Origin of the sequence: Falsiruegeria mediterranea M17 (genome assembly GCF_900302455.1) — a bacterium.
GTDB classification, from domain to species: Bacteria; Pseudomonadota; Alphaproteobacteria; order Rhodobacterales; family Rhodobacteraceae; genus Falsiruegeria; species Falsiruegeria mediterranea.
On the sequence record NZ_ONZG01000003.1, the window covers coordinates 428,970 to 446,284 of the forward strand.

General features: G+C 61.1%; 14 protein-coding genes. 9 read left to right on the forward strand and 5 right to left on the reverse strand.

The genetic code is table 11. The features are described from left to right. Window positions 1-10: 10 nt before the first annotated feature. Together TRM7615_RS08145 and TRM7615_RS08150 are read right to left on the reverse strand one after the other, a co-directional pair. The gene (locus tag TRM7615_RS08145; RefSeq protein ID WP_108786398.1) at window positions 11-976 is read right to left on the reverse strand and encodes a glycosyltransferase family 2 protein; all 966 of its coding nucleotides are present in this window, start codon (window positions 974-976) and stop codon (window positions 11-13) included. Continuing rightward, window positions 973-2,064, reverse strand: coding sequence for a glycosyltransferase family 4 protein (locus TRM7615_RS08150; protein WP_108786399.1), 1,092 nt, complete (start codon window positions 2,062-2,064; stop codon window positions 973-975). Before TRM7615_RS08150 ends, TRM7615_RS08145 begins: the two co-directional genes overlap by 4 nt. A 238-nt stretch (window positions 2,065-2,302) precedes the next feature. Here TRM7615_RS08150 and xylB point away from each other — a divergent pair, with 238 nt between their 5' ends. The 4 genes from xylB to TRM7615_RS08170 are packed head-to-tail and all read left to right on the forward strand — an operon-like array spanning window position 2,303 to window position 7,283. Further along, window positions 2,303-3,751: a xylulokinase gene (gene xylB, locus TRM7615_RS08155; protein WP_108786400.1), complete on the forward strand. Its 1,449-nt coding sequence runs from the start codon at window positions 2,303-2,305 to the stop codon at window positions 3,749-3,751. Further along, window positions 3,748-5,052 (forward strand): xylose isomerase, encoded by a 1,305-nt coding sequence (gene xylA, locus TRM7615_RS08160; protein WP_108786401.1) that lies wholly within the window; start codon window positions 3,748-3,750, stop codon window positions 5,050-5,052. The genes xylB and xylA overlap by 4 nt, the downstream gene beginning before the upstream one ends. Next, window positions 5,053-5,991 carry an aldose epimerase family protein gene (locus tag TRM7615_RS08165; RefSeq protein ID WP_108786402.1) on the forward strand — a complete coding sequence of 313 codons (939 nt, stop codon included), beginning with the start codon at window positions 5,053-5,055 and terminating at the stop codon, window positions 5,989-5,991. Continuing rightward, window positions 5,991-7,283 carry a cytochrome-c peroxidase gene (locus TRM7615_RS08170; RefSeq protein ID WP_370739789.1) on the forward strand — a complete coding sequence of 431 codons (1,293 nt, stop codon included), beginning with the start codon at window positions 5,991-5,993 and terminating at the stop codon, window positions 7,281-7,283. The genes TRM7615_RS08165 and TRM7615_RS08170 overlap by 1 nt, the downstream gene beginning before the upstream one ends. 2 nt (window positions 7,284-7,285) lie before the next feature. Here the strand turns inward: TRM7615_RS08170 and TRM7615_RS08175 are convergent, their stop codons facing one another. Then, on the reverse strand, window positions 7,286-8,824 hold the full coding sequence (locus TRM7615_RS08175; RefSeq protein ID WP_108786404.1) for a CRTAC1 family protein: 1,539 nt from the start codon (window positions 8,822-8,824) through the stop codon (window positions 7,286-7,288). After that, window positions 8,814-10,019 carry an ROK family transcriptional regulator gene (locus TRM7615_RS08180; RefSeq protein ID WP_235824043.1) on the reverse strand — a complete coding sequence of 402 codons (1,206 nt, stop codon included), beginning with the start codon at window positions 10,017-10,019 and terminating at the stop codon, window positions 8,814-8,816. Before TRM7615_RS08180 ends, TRM7615_RS08175 begins: the two co-directional genes overlap by 11 nt. A gap of 207 nt (window positions 10,020-10,226) precedes the next feature. On the opposite strand from TRM7615_RS08180, the gene xylF reads away from it, so the two are divergent. The 5 genes from xylF to TRM7615_RS08205 all read left to right on the forward strand — a co-directional run bounded on the left by xylF (window position 10,227) and on the right by TRM7615_RS08205 (window position 15,332). Continuing rightward, window positions 10,227-11,255, forward strand: a complete 1,029-nt coding sequence (gene xylF / locus TRM7615_RS08185) for a D-xylose ABC transporter substrate-binding protein (protein ID WP_108786405.1) — start codon at window positions 10,227-10,229, stop codon at window positions 11,253-11,255. 72 nt (window positions 11,256-11,327) lie between these two features. After that, window positions 11,328-12,626, forward strand: coding sequence for a sugar ABC transporter permease (locus TRM7615_RS08190; protein WP_108786406.1), 1,299 nt, complete (start codon window positions 11,328-11,330; stop codon window positions 12,624-12,626). Beyond that, a complete protein-coding gene (locus tag TRM7615_RS08195) occupies window positions 12,626-13,405 on the forward strand; it encodes an ATP-binding cassette domain-containing protein (protein ID WP_108786407.1) in 780 nt (259 codons plus the stop codon). Before TRM7615_RS08190 ends, TRM7615_RS08195 begins: the two co-directional genes overlap by 1 nt. A 10-nt stretch (window positions 13,406-13,415) precedes the next feature. After that, window positions 13,416-14,330, forward strand: coding sequence for a glucokinase (locus TRM7615_RS08200; protein ID WP_108786408.1), 915 nt, complete (start codon window positions 13,416-13,418; stop codon window positions 14,328-14,330). Between the two features lie 3 nt (window positions 14,331-14,333). Further along, window positions 14,334-15,332 (forward strand): Gfo/Idh/MocA family protein, encoded by a 999-nt coding sequence (locus TRM7615_RS08205; protein WP_108786409.1) that lies wholly within the window; start codon window positions 14,334-14,336, stop codon window positions 15,330-15,332. Window positions 15,333-15,481: 149 nt separating this feature from the next. Here the strand turns inward: TRM7615_RS08205 and TRM7615_RS08210 are convergent, their stop codons facing one another. Then, window positions 15,482-17,272 (reverse strand): gamma-glutamyltransferase family protein, encoded by a 1,791-nt coding sequence (locus TRM7615_RS08210; protein ID WP_108786410.1) that lies wholly within the window; start codon window positions 17,270-17,272, stop codon window positions 15,482-15,484. Window positions 17,273-17,315 lie beyond the last annotated feature (43 nt).

Here is a 17,315-nt window from a genome sequence, read left to right on the forward strand (position 1 = left end):
GACGTGCGGCTCACTGATACTCGATGATTTCCGGAGTTCGATTTCGAACCCGGTTCAGGTGGTACTTTGCCATTCCCAACAGATTGGGGAATTTCGACAGGGTCAGAAAGAGGGCATGTTTACGTGCCTCATCACGGGGCAGCCCTTCGGCCTGCAACCCCTTGATCGTACGCGCGTGGGACACCGCATAAAGGCCAAGAACCAGAATGGGCAGCCAAAGGGACAACGCGGATCCCAGCACAGCAACAAGCGGCAGGATCAGGCCAAAAAGCATCACGCGGCGTTTTTCGGTGTGAAAATACCCGTCATGCAGATCGCCCACCTGCGCAAAGCCATGCCCGGCCCGCACGGCGCGCCGCCACCATTGGCCGAACCGGGTTATCGCGGCATCGTGGCGGGTCATCTCAAGCGGCAGGCGTTCCAACCGCCAGTTCGCCGCACCCAGACGCAAGCAAAACTCGTCATCTTCGGCGGCGACCACATGCGGGGAAAAGCCGCCAACCTGCCGAAACGCTTCGGCCCGGACGAGCATGTCGCCGCCGCAGGCGGTGATTGGACCAGCAGGGCGATGCCATTCGTGGTCGCACATCTGGTTGTAAACACTGGCGTTGCGATGAATCTCTGACCGCCAGCCTGTGACCACAGCCAGCTTGGGATCGGTTTTGATATGGGCCACAGCCGCTTCGACCCAGCCGGGCACAAGGGCACAGTCGCCGTCGATGAACTGAACAAATGCGGGCGCGCCGTCCTGTTCAAGCCGGGCAAACCCGGCGTTTCGTGCACGGGCTGCGCTGAAGGCGGTGGACATATCCAGTTCAACCACCCTTGCCCCGGCTGCGCGGGCCGCAGCGACGCTGTCGTCCGAGGAACCGGAATCCACATAGACGATACGATCCGCTTGCCCGACGGCCGCATCCAGCGCCCGTTTCAGCCGGTCGCCTTCGTTGCGTCCGATCAGTACCAGATCGACACTCATGCCGGATCTCCGTTCACAAGCGTCTCAAGGACATGTTCCATCCGGTCGCAGGCCTGTTCCCAACCGTTGTTCTGCGCAAGTTCGACGCAAGCTTGGGACATGTTTTTCCAATCGTCATTGGACAGGTTTAGGATCGTCGCAGCGGCCTGTGCCAAGGCGGTTTCATCCCCAACATCGACAACATATCCCGTCTGTCCGTCGGTAATCAGGTCGGGCGCCGCGCCAACTCTGGTGCTGACAACTGGCGTGCGACAGGCCATTGCCTCAAGCAGAGGCAGGAAGAATCCCTCGGACGTGCTGCCGCCCAGGAAAACATCGCAGTCGGAATAGATATTGCGAATGAAGTCCTGTTCTGGTTGCCGGTGGTATGTGCTGTTCGGCGGCAAGGGCAGATCATCTGAAACGGCCTCGGTCCCGAAGGCCACGACGTGAAGATCGGGAAAGTCGCGCAGCAGATGCTCGATCGCGGCAAGCACGGTTTTGGTGCCTTTGATCGGTGATGTGGAATACAGGAAACCGACGTGGGGGATTGATGATTTGTCCCTGGGCTCTGCGTTGAATTGGGACAAATCGGTGCCGTTCGGTACCAATATTGCGTCATCCCGATTGTAATCCTGGCGCAGAACATCCTCTAACCAACTGGCGATCACCAGGGGTTGCAGCGGCAGCAAATACGTCGCTCTGGAGATCTGCCAAGGCAGCGGATCAAACACCTCGTGCCCCTGGATCAGGTAACACTTCCGGCCTTTTTCCGGTGGCATTGCCGCTACGGCAAAAGCCGTTTCCCACCAGGTCGCGATGATGACGTCCGCGTCCGGTACATCGTTGTCATTGAACAGGAAATCATCACAATGCGCCTCGCATACCGGGACAGTGAGGTTCTGGAAGTGCCCACCCGTATCACTGTCCGTTTCCGGCACCCGGCCTTGCAGCAGGGATTTGACCCAGGTCTTGGTCGTGACTTTTCGCTTTGCGGGCGTGACGATGGATACCTGATGCCCTCGATCCCGAAGCATCTGAGCATAGGTTGCGATCACGCGCAGGCCGCCCGACAGGTTCGAGCGTGGGCTAAGAAACGTGATCCGCAAAATGGGTCTCCGGGGTCGTTGCTGTCTGATGCGGTTTTAGCACCAAATTTTGGGTGGTGGGCTGCTTTTCGATCTTGGCCGAAAATTAGCCCCACAAGCAGCAGGAATTAGGGCCGGTATATGGTCAATCTGAGGCAGCGCGCAGGGTGCCGGGCTGGGTGCAAATCGAGTTTCAGTTTTTTAATTTGACACTTGAATTAAATATGGAGACAGTAAGTGAACAGCGCGGGGAGGGCGTATGTTTATCGGATTGGATCTGGGAACGTCGGGGGTTCGGGCCCTTTTGGTTGATGGTGAGGGCGCGGTTCTTGCCAGTGCCGATCGCGGCTTGCAGGTATCGCATACTCAGCCCGGATGGAGCGAACAGAACCCGCAAGACTGGGTCACGGCCAGCCGCGAGGCCCTGCAGGAACTGCATGCAAAGGCTCAGGCCGAGATGGCGCAGGTGCAGGGGATTGGGCTGTCCGGGCAGATGCATGGTGCGACCCTGCTGGATGCCGATGGGGCGGTTTTGCGGCCTTGCATCTTGTGGAACGACACGCGCAGCCACGTGCAGGCGGCGGCTCTGGATGTTATGGCAGATGTCCGCGCCTTGTCCGGCAATATCGTGTTCCCCGGTTTCACCGCGCCCAAGCTGATGTGGGTGGCCGAGCATGAGCCTGATGTTTTTGCAAAAGTCGCCAAAGTGCTGCTGCCCAAGGACTACCTGAGTTTCTGGCTTACCGGTCGCGCGGCGTCCGACATGTCCGACAGCGCCGGGACAAGCTGGCTGGACGTGGGTGCACGCGGATGGTCGGACAGGCTCCTTGCAGCGGGTAACATGCGCCGCGACCAGATGCCTGATGTGATCGAAGGGACGGATGTTATCGGAACCCTTCGTCCGGATCTGGCACAAGAGCTGGGCCTGTCTGCCGATGTGCAAGTCGTGGCGGGCGGCGGTGACAATGCTGCGTCTGCTTGTGGTGTTGGCGCATTGCGTGAGGGAGACGGCTTTGTCTCACTGGGTACGTCTGGGGTGATACTGGCGGCGCGGAGCGGGTTTCACCCCGATCCGGGCAGTGCGGTGCATACGTTCTGCCACGCGGTGCCCGGCAGGTGGTATCAGATGGGCGTGATGCTGGCTGCGACGGACAGTCTGAATTGGCTGGCCGGGATCACCGGAGCCTCGCCCGCAGATCTGACCGCAGAACTGTCAGACCTGCGCTTACCCTCCAACGTGCGCTTCCTGCCGTATCTGTCAGGCGAGCGTACGCCGCATAATGACAGCGCCGTGCGGGGGGCTTTTGTGGGTCTTGATATCGCGACAGACAGGGCGGAACTTACCCAAGCTGTTCTGGAGGGGGTCAGCTTCGGTTTGCGGGACAGCTTTGAGGCCTTGCGCGGAACCGGGGCAGACCTGCCCGCGCTCCTGGCGATCGGCGGCGGCACCGGATCACGCTATTGGGTCGAGCTTTTGGCCACCATCCTGGGAGTGCCATTGCAATTGCCCGCTCAGGGCGAATTTGGGGCCGCCCTTGGGGCCGCGCGGCTGGCGATGTGCGGCGTGACCGGGGACGACCCGTTGCAGATCATGACCAAGCCAGACATCGCCGAGACCATCGACCCGAACACACACCATAGCGCCGCCTTTGACGAGGCTTATGCCGCCTTCCGATCTTCATATCCTGCTTTGAAAGCCATGCCATGACACAGTTCTTTGCCGATATCGCCCCGATCACATATCAGGGCCCCGACACCGCCGACGAGCTGGCGTTCCGCCATTACAACCCGGACGAGGTGGTTCTGGGCAAACGGATGGAGGATCACCTGCGCTTTGCCGTGGCTTATTGGCATTCCTTTGCTTGGGAAGGTGGCGACCCCTTTGGCGGGCAGACCTTTGAACGCCCCTGGCACCCGCAAGACGAAATGGGCCGCGCCAAAATCAAGGCCGATGCGGCATTCGAGATGTTCGACATCCTTGGCCAGCCCTATTTCTGCTGGCACGATGCGGACATCCGGCCCGAGGGTGCCGATTTTGCCGAATCCTTGCGCAATTTCGAAGAGATCATCGACTATTTCCTCGCCAAGATGGAGGGCCGCAATACACAGCTCTTGTGGGGTACGGCCAACATGTTCAGCCACCGTCGCTGGATGTCGGGCGCCTCGACCAACCCCGACCCGGATGTCTTTGCTTATTCCGCTGCCACGGTGAAAACCTGCATGGATGCGACCCACAAGATGGGCGGTGAGAACTATGTGCTCTGGGGCGGGCGCGAAGGGTATGAGACGCTGCTCAACACTGATCTGGGGCGCGAGCTGGATCACATGGGCCGGTTCCTGAACATGGTGGTCGAGTACAAGCACAAGATCGGGTTCAAGGGCACCATCCTGGTCGAACCCAAGCCGCAGGAGCCGTCAAAGCACCAGTATGACTTCGACGCCGCCACTTGCATTGGGTTCTTGCGCAAATACGGGCTTGAGGATGAGGTGAAGCTGAACCTGGAACAGGGCCATGCGATCCTGGCAGGGCATTCGTTTGAGCATGAGGTCGCCGTCGCCGCGGCCGAGGGGATGCTGGGTTCGATCGACATGAACCGCAACGATTATCAATCGGGCTGGGACACCGACCAGTTCCCCAACAATGTCCCCGAAGTTGCACTGACCTATTATCACATCCTGCGGGCGGGCGGCTTGGGCACTGGCGGTACCAATTTTGACGCCAAGTTGCGGCGGCAATCGCTGGATGCCAAGGATCTGATCGCGGCCCACGTCGGGGGCATGGACATCTGCGCGCGGGGCCTGAAAGCAGCCGCCGCGATGATCGATGACGGGGGCCTGGATGCGGCGCTGCGGGATCGCTACGCGGGCTGGGACAGCAACGTTGCGCAAGAGATGCTGAACAGTGATTTCGACACCATCTTTGCCAATGTGCTCAGTGGTCAGATCAACCCCAAGCCACGCTCGGGTCGGCAGGAAATTTTGGAAAACTACGTCAATCGGTTCGTCTGAATGACGCAGATCCGGCGGCACGTCCTGAACGATGGCGATGTCTCGGTCGCCATCCTGTCGCTTGGATGCATAACGCAGGACTGGCTGGTTCCGGTTCGAGGCAAGCAGGTGTCCGCCGTTCTGGGCTACCGTGATCCGCAGTCCTACGTGCACAACCCGTACTACCTGGGCGCCATTGTGGGACGCGTGGCAAATCGGACCTCGGGGGCTGTGTTCGAGTTGAATGGTGAGCGGTTTGCCTTGGACACGAACGAGCCACCGCACCATCTGCATGGCGGGACGCGTGGCTTGCACACCCAAAATTGGACGATGGAAGCGGACGGAAACCGAGCGGTGCAATTGCAGACAACGTCACCTGATGGCGAGGGGGGCTATCCGGGGCAGCTGGAGTTGACCGTAACAATCGCGTTGCAGGGGCATCGGCTGACCTATGATATGGTGGCCCGCTGCGACCGGCCCACGCCTGTCAACTTGGCGCAGCATTCCTATTACGCTTTTGGGCAAGCAACGGTTCAGATCCCCGCCAAGACCTACACCCCGTTGGATGAGCAAATGATACCGCTGGGGACGGTCGAGCCGCTGTTGGGCAAACCGTTTGACTTTGGTGATGCCAAACCTCTGTCCGAGGCGGTTTCAGAGGGCAAAGGGTTGGACATGAACTTTGTACTGGATGGCACTCGGGTCGAGGCCAGGGGAGGCGGATTGCATCTGCGCATGAAAACGGATCAAACCTGTTTGCAACTCTACACTGCCCAGCACCTGCGGCGCGTGGCCGAGCCGCTTGCGGGGCAGACTCACACGCCGTTCTCGGGGTTTTGCCTTGAGCCGCAGGGCTTTCCCAACGCAATCAACACGCCTGGGTTTCCCCTGTCCCTGGCAACCCCTGAACAGTCTTATCGACAACGCCTGACCGTCTCGATCCACGAGGAGGTCGCATGATCCGCTATTTGATTGCCCTCTGTTTGGGAACCTCTGCATGGGCCGACGGCCTCCCGTTGGCCGAGCCCGTGTTTCCACCGCTCGACATGGCCGAGGTCGAATTGGGGCATCTGTTGTTCTACGATCCAGTCCTCAGTGGCAGTCGCACGGTGTCATGCGCCACCTGCCACCACCCGCGTTTTGCGACATCTGATGGGGTGTCGCTTGGGATCGGGGACGGCGGCGTCGGTCTGGGGCCGGACCGGGTGTTCGACGCGAAAAACCGCCCCGAACAGCGCATCCCCCGCAACTCGCCCGCGTTGTTCAATCTGGGCGCGACCGAGTTCACATCGTTCTTTCACGACGGGCGGCTTGAGGTCGATGAGACCCGCCCCTCGGGCATCCGCACGCCACTTGGGACCGAGATGGAGCATGGGTTTGCTTCGGTCCTGAGCGCCCAGACGATGTTCCCGGTGCTTTCGGGCGACGAGATGGCTGGACACTATTCGGAAAACGACGTGGCACAGGCCGTGCGGCAAGGGTTCCTGACCGGACCCGGTGGCGCTTGGGATATCCTGTCGAACCGTGTCGAGGCGCTGCCGGAGTACCGCGACCGGTTCGATCAGGTGATCGGGGAGCGCCCCATCGCATTCACCGACATCTCAAACATGATCGCTGCCTTCATCGCGTTTGAATGGCGCGCCGATGACAGCCCGTTTGACCGGCATCTGCGTGGAAAGGACGTCCTGAGTACTGACGAACTACGCGGAATGACGCTGTTTTATGGCGAGGCGGGCTGCGCGTCCTGCCATTCTGGATGGTTCCAGACCGATCACGGGTTCCACGCCATTGCCATGCCGCAGATCGGACCGGGCAAGGCCGCCCGTTTTGAGCGCCACAACCGCGACGTTGGCCGGATGCGAGTGACGGGCAGGTCCGAGGATGCGTTTGCCTTTCGCACGCCGTCCCTGCGCAACGTGACCCAGACCGCGCCTTATGGGCATTCGGGGGCCTATGCGACGCTGGACGCGTTGATCCGGCATCATCTGGATCCGGTCCAAAGCTTGCAAAGCTACACGCCGGACCACGCAGTTCTACCGGCGGAGCCGTTCGAAACGGATTTTGTTCTGCTGACCCAGGGTCGTGAGGTTGATGACATCGCGCGGGCCAACGCTCTGCCTGTACGACAACTGACAGACGATCAGATCGCGGATCTTTTGGCCTTTCTGGGGGCCTTGTCCGACGAAACTGCGCTCAAAGGGCGGTTAGGCGTGCCCGACGCCGTGCCCAGTGGGTTGACCGTCGAGAAGTAAGCTCAGTCTGAGATCTCGAACCCGTTGCCGATGCGATTGAGAATGACAGCTTGATTTGGCGTCATTTTTACGGCCTCGCTTACGGCCCCGTCCGGCCAAGTCACGCGGACAAAGGCGGTATCCGCTGCACCCAACCCGAAATGCTCGAACCCCGCGCTGCCGCCTGCGTGTCCGCCCCCCCGCGTGATCTCGCGTGACATCCAGGGGCCTTTGACGGGGTCGGTTGCTACCTCGATCCAACCGCCAACGCCGTTGCGGTTTGGGCCGGGTTGAACAATCGACAGTGCCACCCAAGCACCGGTGCCTGGGGTCACGTTGTGCCAGATTTCCAGCGGGGCGCGTCGGTTGACGACTGCGATGTCCAGCATGCCGTCGGCGTTCAGATCGGCCATGACAGCGCCGCGTCCGCGATGCAGGCTGGCCAGACCTGCGGTTTCGCCAACTTCGGCAAAAGTCCCGTCCTTGGTTTGGATCAGCAGGTTGTTGGGATCATCCATGGCGCTGCCCGGCATCTGCTCGACATTGCCCTTGGCGATGAACACATCATCCAATCCATCGTTCTGAACGTCCCCAAAGGCTACGTGCCATCCAGTCGAGGGACGGCCATCGCCACCGCTGTAGGGGCGATGCGCCGTCGTGCCCAGATCATAGGGAACATCCTCGAACTTCGGGCCCGGCCCTGTCAGCCGTTGCAGCCGCTGGTCGCCCATCGAGGTCAGAAAAACCTCTTGCCGTCCGTCATGGTCCAGATCGCGCGCTGCAATGCCCATGCCCCAAAGCTTGTGGTCCTGCCAGCCGTCTTCCTGGTCATAAAGGCGCAAGTCCGGCGCCAGTTGCCACAACTGCTCTGCCCCGCCATCGACATAGTAGTGCCGGTCGTTGCTGACGCGCAGATCGGCTTGCCCGGTCCCGCTCCAATCGCTGAACAGCATCGAGAGCGGGCAATGACCGGGCTCCAATGCAACCGGCGCGCCGTAGCTGTCCCCGTCTGGGCGGTAGAGCAGATTGATGTCACAGGCCCGAAAGGGCCCGTCGGGGTTGGCGCGGTCGACATAGTTGCCAAAGGCCAACGTGGGCAGGTTTTGCCCGCCCTCCCACGTCGCAGCAAAGGCGGTCGTCCAGCGGTCATTGCTGGCAAAATCCAGATCAAAGGGGGCAAAGCTGCAGTCCGGTCCGCCCTTGAGCAACCCGTTCTCACCCACCCGAAGGATGGCAAGGTCCAAGTGCCCATCCGCATCAATATCCAGTGGGTAGGCTCCGATCACACCTGTCTGGGCCAAAACGTCGGGGGTGTCTGCATCGAACCGGACGGGACCACCGGGCTCAGAGGTGTTGCGCAACAGGAGGGCCGGGGTCTCTCCACCAGCTGCGAACAGCTCGGGCAGGGTGTCGCCGTTGCAATCGAAACTGGCCAGCCCGCCACCGACAAAATGCTCCCAGCCACCGGTGTAGCGGTGTTCGGGGACGTCGATCGGCCTAAAGGTAACGTCGGCCACAACAGGTGTTGCCATGAGGGTCAAAACCAGAACTTCAGGCCGCATTGTCGCTCATCTCATCCAGGGCAAGGTCCGAAACGCGATCGAGCGCATAGGCGGCCCCGCCCTTGGCCCACATCAGGTTGCCCCATTTGTGTACCACCACCTCGGGCGGGTCGCGGTCGACGCGGATGATCGATTTGCGCATCGCCTCGATCACCGCGTCCTCGTACAGATGGTCGAACTGCATCTGCTCACCCGCCAGAATGATCAGAGCGGGGTCAAAGATGTTGGCCAGGTTGGCAAGGCCCATGGCAAAATACTGCCCGGCCCGGTCCACGACGCTGCGCGCCGTCGGATCACCGTTCCGCCCAGCATTCAAGAGCGCCTCGATCCGATGACTGGGATCGGCCGAAGTGTCAGCATCCGATGTCAGCGTTGCTTCGCGCAGCAGTGCGTAATCGGCGACATAAGCCTCAAGACAGCCGCGCTGGCCGCAGCGGCACAGCGCGCCGTTCAGATGCACCTTGGTGTGACCGAACTCGGCCCCGCATCCGCGCGTGCCGCGATAAAGCTCGCCGTCGATCATCAGGCCAAGGCCGACCCCGCTTTCAATTGTGACCACCAAAAAATCGGGCACCCCGCGTGCCAAACCAAAGCTGTATTCGGCAAAGGCCACCAGATTGGCGTCATTGTCGACGAAAGCGGGTAGGCCCAGGTGCTGACTGGCCAGCTGGCTGAACTCGACATTGCGTGCGTCCAGAGACGGTGACCAGTAGACGAACCCGTTCTCGGCGTCGACAACACCCGCGATGCCGATACCCACACCTGAAACATCGTGCAGCGTGTGACCTGCGGTCTCGGCCAATTCGCGAACGGCTTGGGTGACCTGTACGGCCAAGGCGTCGGGGGCGTGCACGCTCTGATCCAGATCGCGTTCAATGCACTCCAACTGCTGGCCTTCGAAATCCAGCAACACCAAAGACAGTTTTAGATGCGAGATTTTCACCCCTGCCACCAACCGTGCTGCACCGCGAATCTTGAGGTCGACACGGGGCCTGCCACGGCGGGAATCCGTGCTGCCATCTTCGCGGGCGACCTCTTCGATCAGCCCGTGTTGCAGCAGCTCGGCCGTGATCGTGGTGACCGTTGCGCGGCTGATACCGGTACGCTCGGACAGTTCGATGCGTGGAATGCGTCCCGCTTTCCGGATTTCGGACATTAGGGCACGGCGGCCATATTCTCTTTGCAAAACAGCCATTTGTTTGCCGCCTCCTTGATCTTGCGCCAACCGGTGCTCAGGCGAAAACCCGTCGGTATTCCTGAACAAACCGTGCCAGCTTTGGAAGATTTTTCCCAGCCTATTCGATTTAATTTGATTTTCAAATTAAAATAGATCACGATTGCGGGACAGGCCACGCACGAGGACCAAGAATTGCGCAGGGCCATCTTTGTTTGGGAGGACAACATGAAATTCTTTGCAACCGCGACGGCCATCGTCGCCGGCGCAATCATCAGCACCGCGGCCTGGGCCGATGACATCATCATTGGCGTCAGCTGGTCAAATTTCCAGGAAGAACGTTGGAAGACCGATGAGGCGGCGATCAAAGCCGAACTGGAATCCAAGGGCGCGCAATACATTTCGGCGGACGCTCAAAGTTCTTCCGCCAAGCAACTGTCGGATGTCGAAAGCTTGATCGCGCAGGGCGCGGACGCTCTGATCATTCTGGCCCAGGACGCGCAGGCCATCGGCCCGGCCGTTCAAGCAGCGGCAGACGAGGGCATTCCGGTCGTAGGCTATGACCGCTTGATCGAAGACCCGCGGGCCTTTTACCTGACCTTCGACAACGTAGAAGTGGGTCGGATGCAGGCGCGTGCCGTGCTCGAAGCGATGCCCAAGGGCCGCTATGTCATGATCAAAGGCTCGCCCACCGACCCGAACGCGGATTTCTTGCGTGGTGGTCAGCAAGAAGTGCTGCAAGACGCCATCGACGCCGGTGATATCACCATCGTGGCCGAGGCCTATACCGATGGCTGGCTGCCCGCCAACGCGCAGCGCAACATGGAGCAGATCCTGACCGCGCAAGATAACGGTGTGGATGCCGTCGTGGCATCGAACGACGGGACAGCTGGCGGCGTTGTTGCTGCGCTGACCGCGCAGGGCATGGAAGGCATCCCGGTTTCGGGTCAGGATGGCGATCACGCTGCGCTGAACCGGGTCGCCAAGGGCACGCAGACCGTATCCGTCTGGAAAGACGCCCGTGATCTGGGCAAGGCTGCAGCAAGCATCGCAGTTTCGCTGGCCGACGGCGTCAAGATGAACGCCATTGGCGGTGCAGATGACTGGACCTCGCCCGGTGGCACCAAGATGAGCGCCATGTTCCTGGCCCCGCTGCCGGTGACCAAAGAGAACTTGTCGGACGTTGTCGACGCTCAGTGGATCACCCAGGAAGCATTGTGTCAGGGCGTGACCGCTGGTCCGACGCCTTGTAACTAAGCTGACGACAAAAGAAACTGCCTTGCCCCGGTTCTAACCCCGGGGGAGGCACCAAAATCTGCAGGACATCCCATGACTCATTCTGATGCGGATCTGTCCCCGGCAACCCCCAAGAAAAACATCGTGCAAACGCTCGAGCTGGATTTGCGGCTCTTGGGCATGATCGGCGCATTTGCCGTGCTGTGCATCGGGTTTGATTTGGTCACCGGCGGGCGGTTCCTGACACCGCGAAACATCTTTAACCTGACAATCCAGACCGTGTCTGTTGCCATCATGGCCACCGGTATGGTGTTCGTGATCGTCACCCGCCACATTGATCTCAGTGTTGGCGCGCTGCTGGCGACCTGCTCGGCGGTCATGGCGATGACGCAGACGCAGTTCCTGCCCAACGTTTTGGGGCTTGGGCTGGGGCATCCGCTGATCCCATGGATCTCGATCGCGGTCGGCTTGCTCGTCGGGACCCTGATCGGTGCCTTTCAAGGCTGGATGGTCGGTTACCTGACGATCCCTGCGTTTATCGTCACCCTTGGCGGTTTGTTGGTCTGGCGCAATGTTGGCTGGTACCTGACCAGCGGCAAGACCATCGGCCCGTTGGACCCGACCTTTCAGAAATTCGGTGGCATCAACGGAACCCTGGGTGCGACTGGCTCTTGGATCCTGGGCCTGTTGGCTGTGGCTGGCGCCTTGTACGGCCTGTGGAACAGCCGCCGGAACAAGATCAAACACGGGTTCACCGTGAAACCCCTATGGGCCGAAGGCGTCCTGGCCGGCATCATCACCGCCGCGATCCTGGGCTTTGTTGCGATCCTGAACGCTTATGAGGTTCCGACCCGCAAGTTGCAGCGCATGTTCGAGGCGCGTGGAGAGGTCATGCCCGAAGGGTTCACGCAATCCTATGGTATCCCGATCTCGGTTCTTTTGCTGATCTTCATCGCCATCGTCATGACCATCCTGGCCAAGCGCACCCGCCTGGGTCGCTATATCTTTGCCACCGGTGGGAACCCTGATGCGGCAGAGCTGTCGGGGATCAACACCCGCTGGCTGACGGTCAAGATCTTTGCCCTAATGGGAGCTTTGTGCGCGATTTCCGCCGTGGTGGCCTCGGCCCGTCTGACCAACCACTCCAATGACATCGGCACGCTGGACGAACTGCGCGTGATTGCGGCAGCCGTTATCGGCGGCACCGCGCTGGCCGGTGGTCTGGGTACCATCCACGGCGCCATCCTGGGGGCGCTGATCATGCAGTCGCTGCAATCAGGTATGGCGATGGTCGGCGTCGACGCGCCGCTGCAGAACATCGTCGTAGGCGCGGTTCTGGTGCTGGCTGTTCTGATCGACATCATCTATCGCAAAAAGACGGGAGAGAGCTGATGGCCAAATTCGACATCAACCGCGATCAAACCCCGCTGGTCGAAATGCGCGACATCTGCATCTCATTCGGTGGTGTCCATGCCGTCGATCACGTCAGCGTCGACCTGTATCCGGGCGAGGTCGTGGGCCTCTTGGGTCACAACGGCGCGGGCAAATCCACGCTGATCAAAATCCTGTCGGGCGCGTATCAAGGCGACAGTGGCGAGATTCTGATCAATGGCCAAAAGGTCGAGATCAACAACCCCCGCGATGCCCGCGCTCACAAGATCGAGACGATCTATCAGACGCTGGCTCTGGCCGACAATCTGGATGCCGCCAGCAACCTGTTTCTGGGGCGTGAATTGGTCACCTCATTCGGGTTGGTCGATGATGATGCGATGGAGTCTGAGTGTCGCAAAATCATGGGGCGGCTCAACCCGAACTTCAAAAAGTTCGCGGAACCCGTCTCGGCCTTGTCCGGCGGGCAGCGTCAGTCGGTCGCCATCGCGCGGGCCGTATATTTTGACGCTCGCATCCTGATCATGGACGAACCCACAGCCGCCCTTGGACCGCATGAAACGCAAATGGTGTCCGAACTGATCCAGCAGCTCAAGGCCGAAGGGATCGGCATTTTTCTGATCAGCCATGACATTCACGATGTGATGGAGCTGTGCGACCGGGCCAGCGTGATGAAAAACGGAAAGCTGGTGGGGACTGTGGATGTCGATGACGTCACCGACGACGACCTGCTGGGAATGATCATCCTGGGCAAGCAACCCGGTTCCAGCGGGGCGGAATGAGGGGCCTGTCATGACCGTTCTTGTGGCAGATGTCGGTGGCACGAACACGCGGATCGGCATGTCCGATGGGGGTGTGGTGACGCAGATCAGCCGGTACGAGAATGACGCTTACCCTTCGTTCGACGCTGTGGTGGCGAAGTATCTGTCAGACGTAGCCAAGGCCTCATTGACCGGCGCCGTGATCGCGGTTGCGGGGCCGGTGACCTCGACACGGGCAAAGTTGACGAACCGGGATTGGTCGTTTGACAGTGCGCAATTGAGGGCTGCCCTGCCGGGGGCACCCAAGGTTTTCTTGATCAACGATCTTGTCGCCTTGGGCCACGCCCTGCCACATCTGGCAGAGGGGCAGCACTCGACGCTGCTGTCTGGTGCGGAGCAACCGCTGAACTCGCAAAGGGTGGTGGCAGGGGTCGGCACAGGCTTCAACGTGTGCCTGCTGCGCGACGGTGCGGTGATGGAAGCTGAGTTGGGCCACGCCAGCCTGCCATCCAGCGTCGGATCGGTGCTGCATGATGCATTGGGGGATGGAGCTGCGCAATTCACCACCAACGAGGCGGTCCTGTCCGGGCGGGGGCTGTCGCGGCTCTATCAGGTGATGACAGGGCGGTCGCTTGCGGGGGCGCAGATCATAGCGGCGGCTGACGCCGGAGACTGCCAGTCTGCCCGCGAGGCCGTGATGCTATTTGCCCGCCTGCTCGGCTGTTTCTCACGCGAGTTGGTGTTCCAGTACCTGCCCTTTGGCGGCATCCATTTCGCAGGCGGCGCTGCACGAGGGGTGCTTGGCTCGGACGCGCGGGATGCCTTTGTCGCGGCGTTTCTGAATGATGGCCCGTTTCACGAGCAGGTCGCTCAGGTCCCGGTGCATGTGATTGCGGACGATCTGGCAGCGTTGATCGGGGCCGCACGGTTTTTCGAGAGGGGTTAGATCATGTCCAGGCCGTTTCGATGGGGCTGTCTGTCGACCGCCAAAATCGCGCGAGAGCATGTTTTGCCTGCAATTGCCCGGTCGGAAACCGGCGTGTTGCACGCAATCTCAAGCCGGGACGCGGGCCGGGCGCAAGTCGCGGCAACCCGCTTTGGCGCGGCGCGGTGGTACGACAGTCACGATGCACTGCTGGCCGACAGGGACGTGGATGGCGTCTATATCCCGCTGCCCACGTCGCATCACACGGAATGGGCCATTCGCGCGGCTCAGGCGGGCAAACACGTCCTCTGTGAAAAGCCGATTGCGCTAAAGGCTTCCGATATCGACCGGATCGCGGCGGCGGGGCGGGACAACAATGTCCTGATTTCGGAGGCCTACATGGTCTGGTACCACCCGCAATGGCACAAGGTCCGTGAGCTGATCCAGATCGGCTCCATCGGGCGCTTGCGTCAGGTGACGGGTGGGTTTTCGTTTCATAACGTCGATCCCGCCAACACGCGCAATCAGCTAGAGGCCGGAGGCGGCGCGTTGCCTGACATCGGCGTCTATCCGGTGATCACAACCTTGATGAGCACCGGATCCGTGCCGCTGAGTGTCGAGGCGCAGGTCGAGTACTCGCCAGAATTCAAGACCGACATCTATGCCCACGCGGTTGTCCGGTTCGAGGGCTTCAATCTGAGCTTTCATGTCTCGACCCAAATGGCGCTGCATCAATCCATGCGGTTCATGGGAGAGACCGGCTGGATCGACGTACGCGCGCCATTCAACGCAGGCGACTATGGCGCCGCCGAGGTGGTTCTCTACGATCAGGCGAACACGCAACAACAGGTTTTTCGGTTCACCAGTGCCCGTCAGTACGAGGTGCAAGTGGATGCCTTTGCCAACGCCTGTGCAGGCAATGGATCGGGGGTGGTGCCTTTGTCCTTGTCCCGTCAAGTGCAAGAGATCATAGACCAGATCTATGCCGCGGGTCGGTCGGAAAACCGACAGGTTCTCCAGTAACCTCGAAGCGCTCCCGCCCGTCGTCGATGCCCCTTGCGGGACATCTCCTCCCGTTGGGCCAGGCTCATGCGGGCTTTGCCCGCATGAGCCTGGCCCGCCCCCTCTAAGGGCCGTCCGCAGGACGCAAGGCCGATGGGCCGCGCAGGGCGTTAGCGCCCCACAGCGTAGGCCTGCATCAATCGCGGGGTCGCCGCGGCACGCAACAAGCCGTCGGGTGCTCGGCTGGCAGCCGTTAACCGACCCACGGTCCAGGGCTCGGCCACCTCTATTGCATGCCCTTTGGCGCGCAGAGTTTCGATGACCTCTGCCCCAAATCCGGGTTCGACCATCAAGTGGCCGGGGGTCACCTCGCGCGGGTAGAACGAGCTTTGGAAATGGCCGGTGTGAAACAGCGGTGCATCGATGCCCTCTTGCAGGTTCAAGCCCCCATGCACCAGACGCAGCAGGTAGATCAGTTGCCATTGGTCCTGTTGGTCGCCCCCAGGTGTGCCAAAAGCCAGCTCAGCACCGTCAGGCGCCCGGGCCATCGAGGGCGATAACGTGGTGCGAGGGCGACGGCCAGGCGCCAGCGAGGTCGGCAGCCCGTCTTCCAGCCAGAACATCTGCGCCCGCGAATTCAGCGGCATGCCCAATCCAGGCACCACGGGAGAGGATTGCAGCCATCCGCCCGAAGGCGTGGCCGACACCATGTTGCCCCAGCGATCGATCACATCCAGATGTACGGTATCCCCGCGCTTTTCGGTCAGGTGCGACATGGTCGGCTCGCCCGCGCCGATGGCGTGGCCCGGCTGGTGGGACAGGGCGGCATGGGACAGCATTGCCTCGACCCAGGCGTCGTGCCCGGGCAGGCGGCCCGGGCGTTGATCGGTTGAAGCCATCGCCCCGATCAACATGCGGCGGTCCGCTGCGTATCCATCCGACAGCAGCAGATCCATCGGGATTTCAGTGAAATCCGGATCGCCGTAGTATGTCTCGCGGTCGGCAAAGGCGAGCTTCATTGCTTCTGTCACATGATGGACAAATTCGGCCCCGTTCAGATCCATCTGATCGAGCGGCAGCCCTTCGAGCAGCTTGAGCGATTGCAACAACGTCGGCCCTTGGGTCCAGGGCCCACCCTTCCAAACGGTCCAACCGTGGTAGTCCACCTGCAAGGGCGCCTCGTAACTGGCCCGCCAGTTGGCCATGTCCTGCCCGTTCAGAACACCCTTGTGTGGAGCGCCGCTGGCATCCATGAGGCAGGCGTCAGCAACGAACCCGTCAATCGCTTCGGCAATGAACCCGCAATAGAACGCTTTGCGCGCCGCCTCGATCTGCGCCTCGCGACCCGAAACGGTTTCCGCCTCTGACAGCACGCGTTCCCAAGTGTCCGCCAGTTGCGGGTTGCGAAAGAGCGCGCCCGCCTGAGGGAGGGCGCCGCCCGGAGCCCAAGTGGCATAGGATGTGGGCCACTCGGCCGCAAAGAAATCGGCCAACCCTGCAATCGTGTTGGCCACGCGTGGCAACAGGGGATGGCCGGTGCGAGCATAATGAATGGCTGGTTCCAGAATGTCGCGCAGGGGGAGCGAGCCGTGATCGCGCAGAGTGATCATCCAGGCGTCGAACGCACCAGGCACCACTGTGGCCAGCAGGCCAGAACCGGGGATCAACTCCAGCCCCTGGTTCTTGAAATGGGCAATCGTGGCGCCCGCCGGGGCGACGCCCTGCCCGCAGACCATGGTGGGTTCTGTATCGCCGGCAGGTTTGATCAGCATCGGCATGTCGCCGAGCGGGCCGTTCAGATGCGGTTCGACCACGTGCAGCACAAACCCCATCGCAGCGGCAGCGTCAAAGGCATTGCCGCCCCGTTCCAGTACGCCCATGCCAACCGCCGAGGCGATCCAATGGGTTGAAGTTGCAACACCAAAGGTGCCCGTGATCTCGGGGCGGGTGGTGAAGGTCATGGGGCTCTCCGATTTGCTCGGACAGGATCAGGCCACGATGCAG

Excerpts from the sequence above, each read along its gene's own strand:
- TRM7615_RS08210 (WP_108786410.1), bottom strand. The coding sequence starts at position 17,272 with ATGACCTTCACCACCCGCCCCGAGATCACGGGCACCTTTGGTGTTGCA.
- TRM7615_RS08200 (WP_108786408.1), top strand. The coding sequence starts at position 13,416 with ATGACCGTTCTTGTGGCAGATGTCGGTGGCACGAACACGCGGATCGGC.
- TRM7615_RS08145 (WP_108786398.1), bottom strand. The coding sequence starts at position 976 with ATGAGTGTCGATCTGGTACTGATCGGACGCAACGAAGGCGACCGGCTG.
- TRM7615_RS08205 (WP_108786409.1), top strand. The coding sequence starts at position 14,334 with ATGTCCAGGCCGTTTCGATGGGGCTGTCTGTCGACCGCCAAAATCGCG.
- TRM7615_RS08180 (WP_235824043.1), bottom strand. The coding sequence starts at position 10,019 with ATGGCTGTTTTGCAAAGAGAATATGGCCGCCGTGCCCTAATGTCCGAA.
- xylB (WP_108786400.1), top strand. The coding sequence starts at position 2,303 with ATGTTTATCGGATTGGATCTGGGAACGTCGGGGGTTCGGGCCCTTTTG.
- TRM7615_RS08175 (WP_108786404.1), bottom strand. The coding sequence starts at position 8,824 with ATGCGGCCTGAAGTTCTGGTTTTGACCCTCATGGCAACACCTGTTGTG.
- xylF (WP_108786405.1), top strand. The coding sequence starts at position 10,227 with ATGAAATTCTTTGCAACCGCGACGGCCATCGTCGCCGGCGCAATCATC.
- TRM7615_RS08190 (WP_108786406.1), top strand. The coding sequence starts at position 11,328 with ATGACTCATTCTGATGCGGATCTGTCCCCGGCAACCCCCAAGAAAAAC.
- TRM7615_RS08165 (WP_108786402.1), top strand. The coding sequence starts at position 5,053 with ATGACGCAGATCCGGCGGCACGTCCTGAACGATGGCGATGTCTCGGTC.
- TRM7615_RS08195 (WP_108786407.1), top strand. The coding sequence starts at position 12,626 with ATGGCCAAATTCGACATCAACCGCGATCAAACCCCGCTGGTCGAAATG.
- xylA (WP_108786401.1), top strand. The coding sequence starts at position 3,748 with ATGACACAGTTCTTTGCCGATATCGCCCCGATCACATATCAGGGCCCC.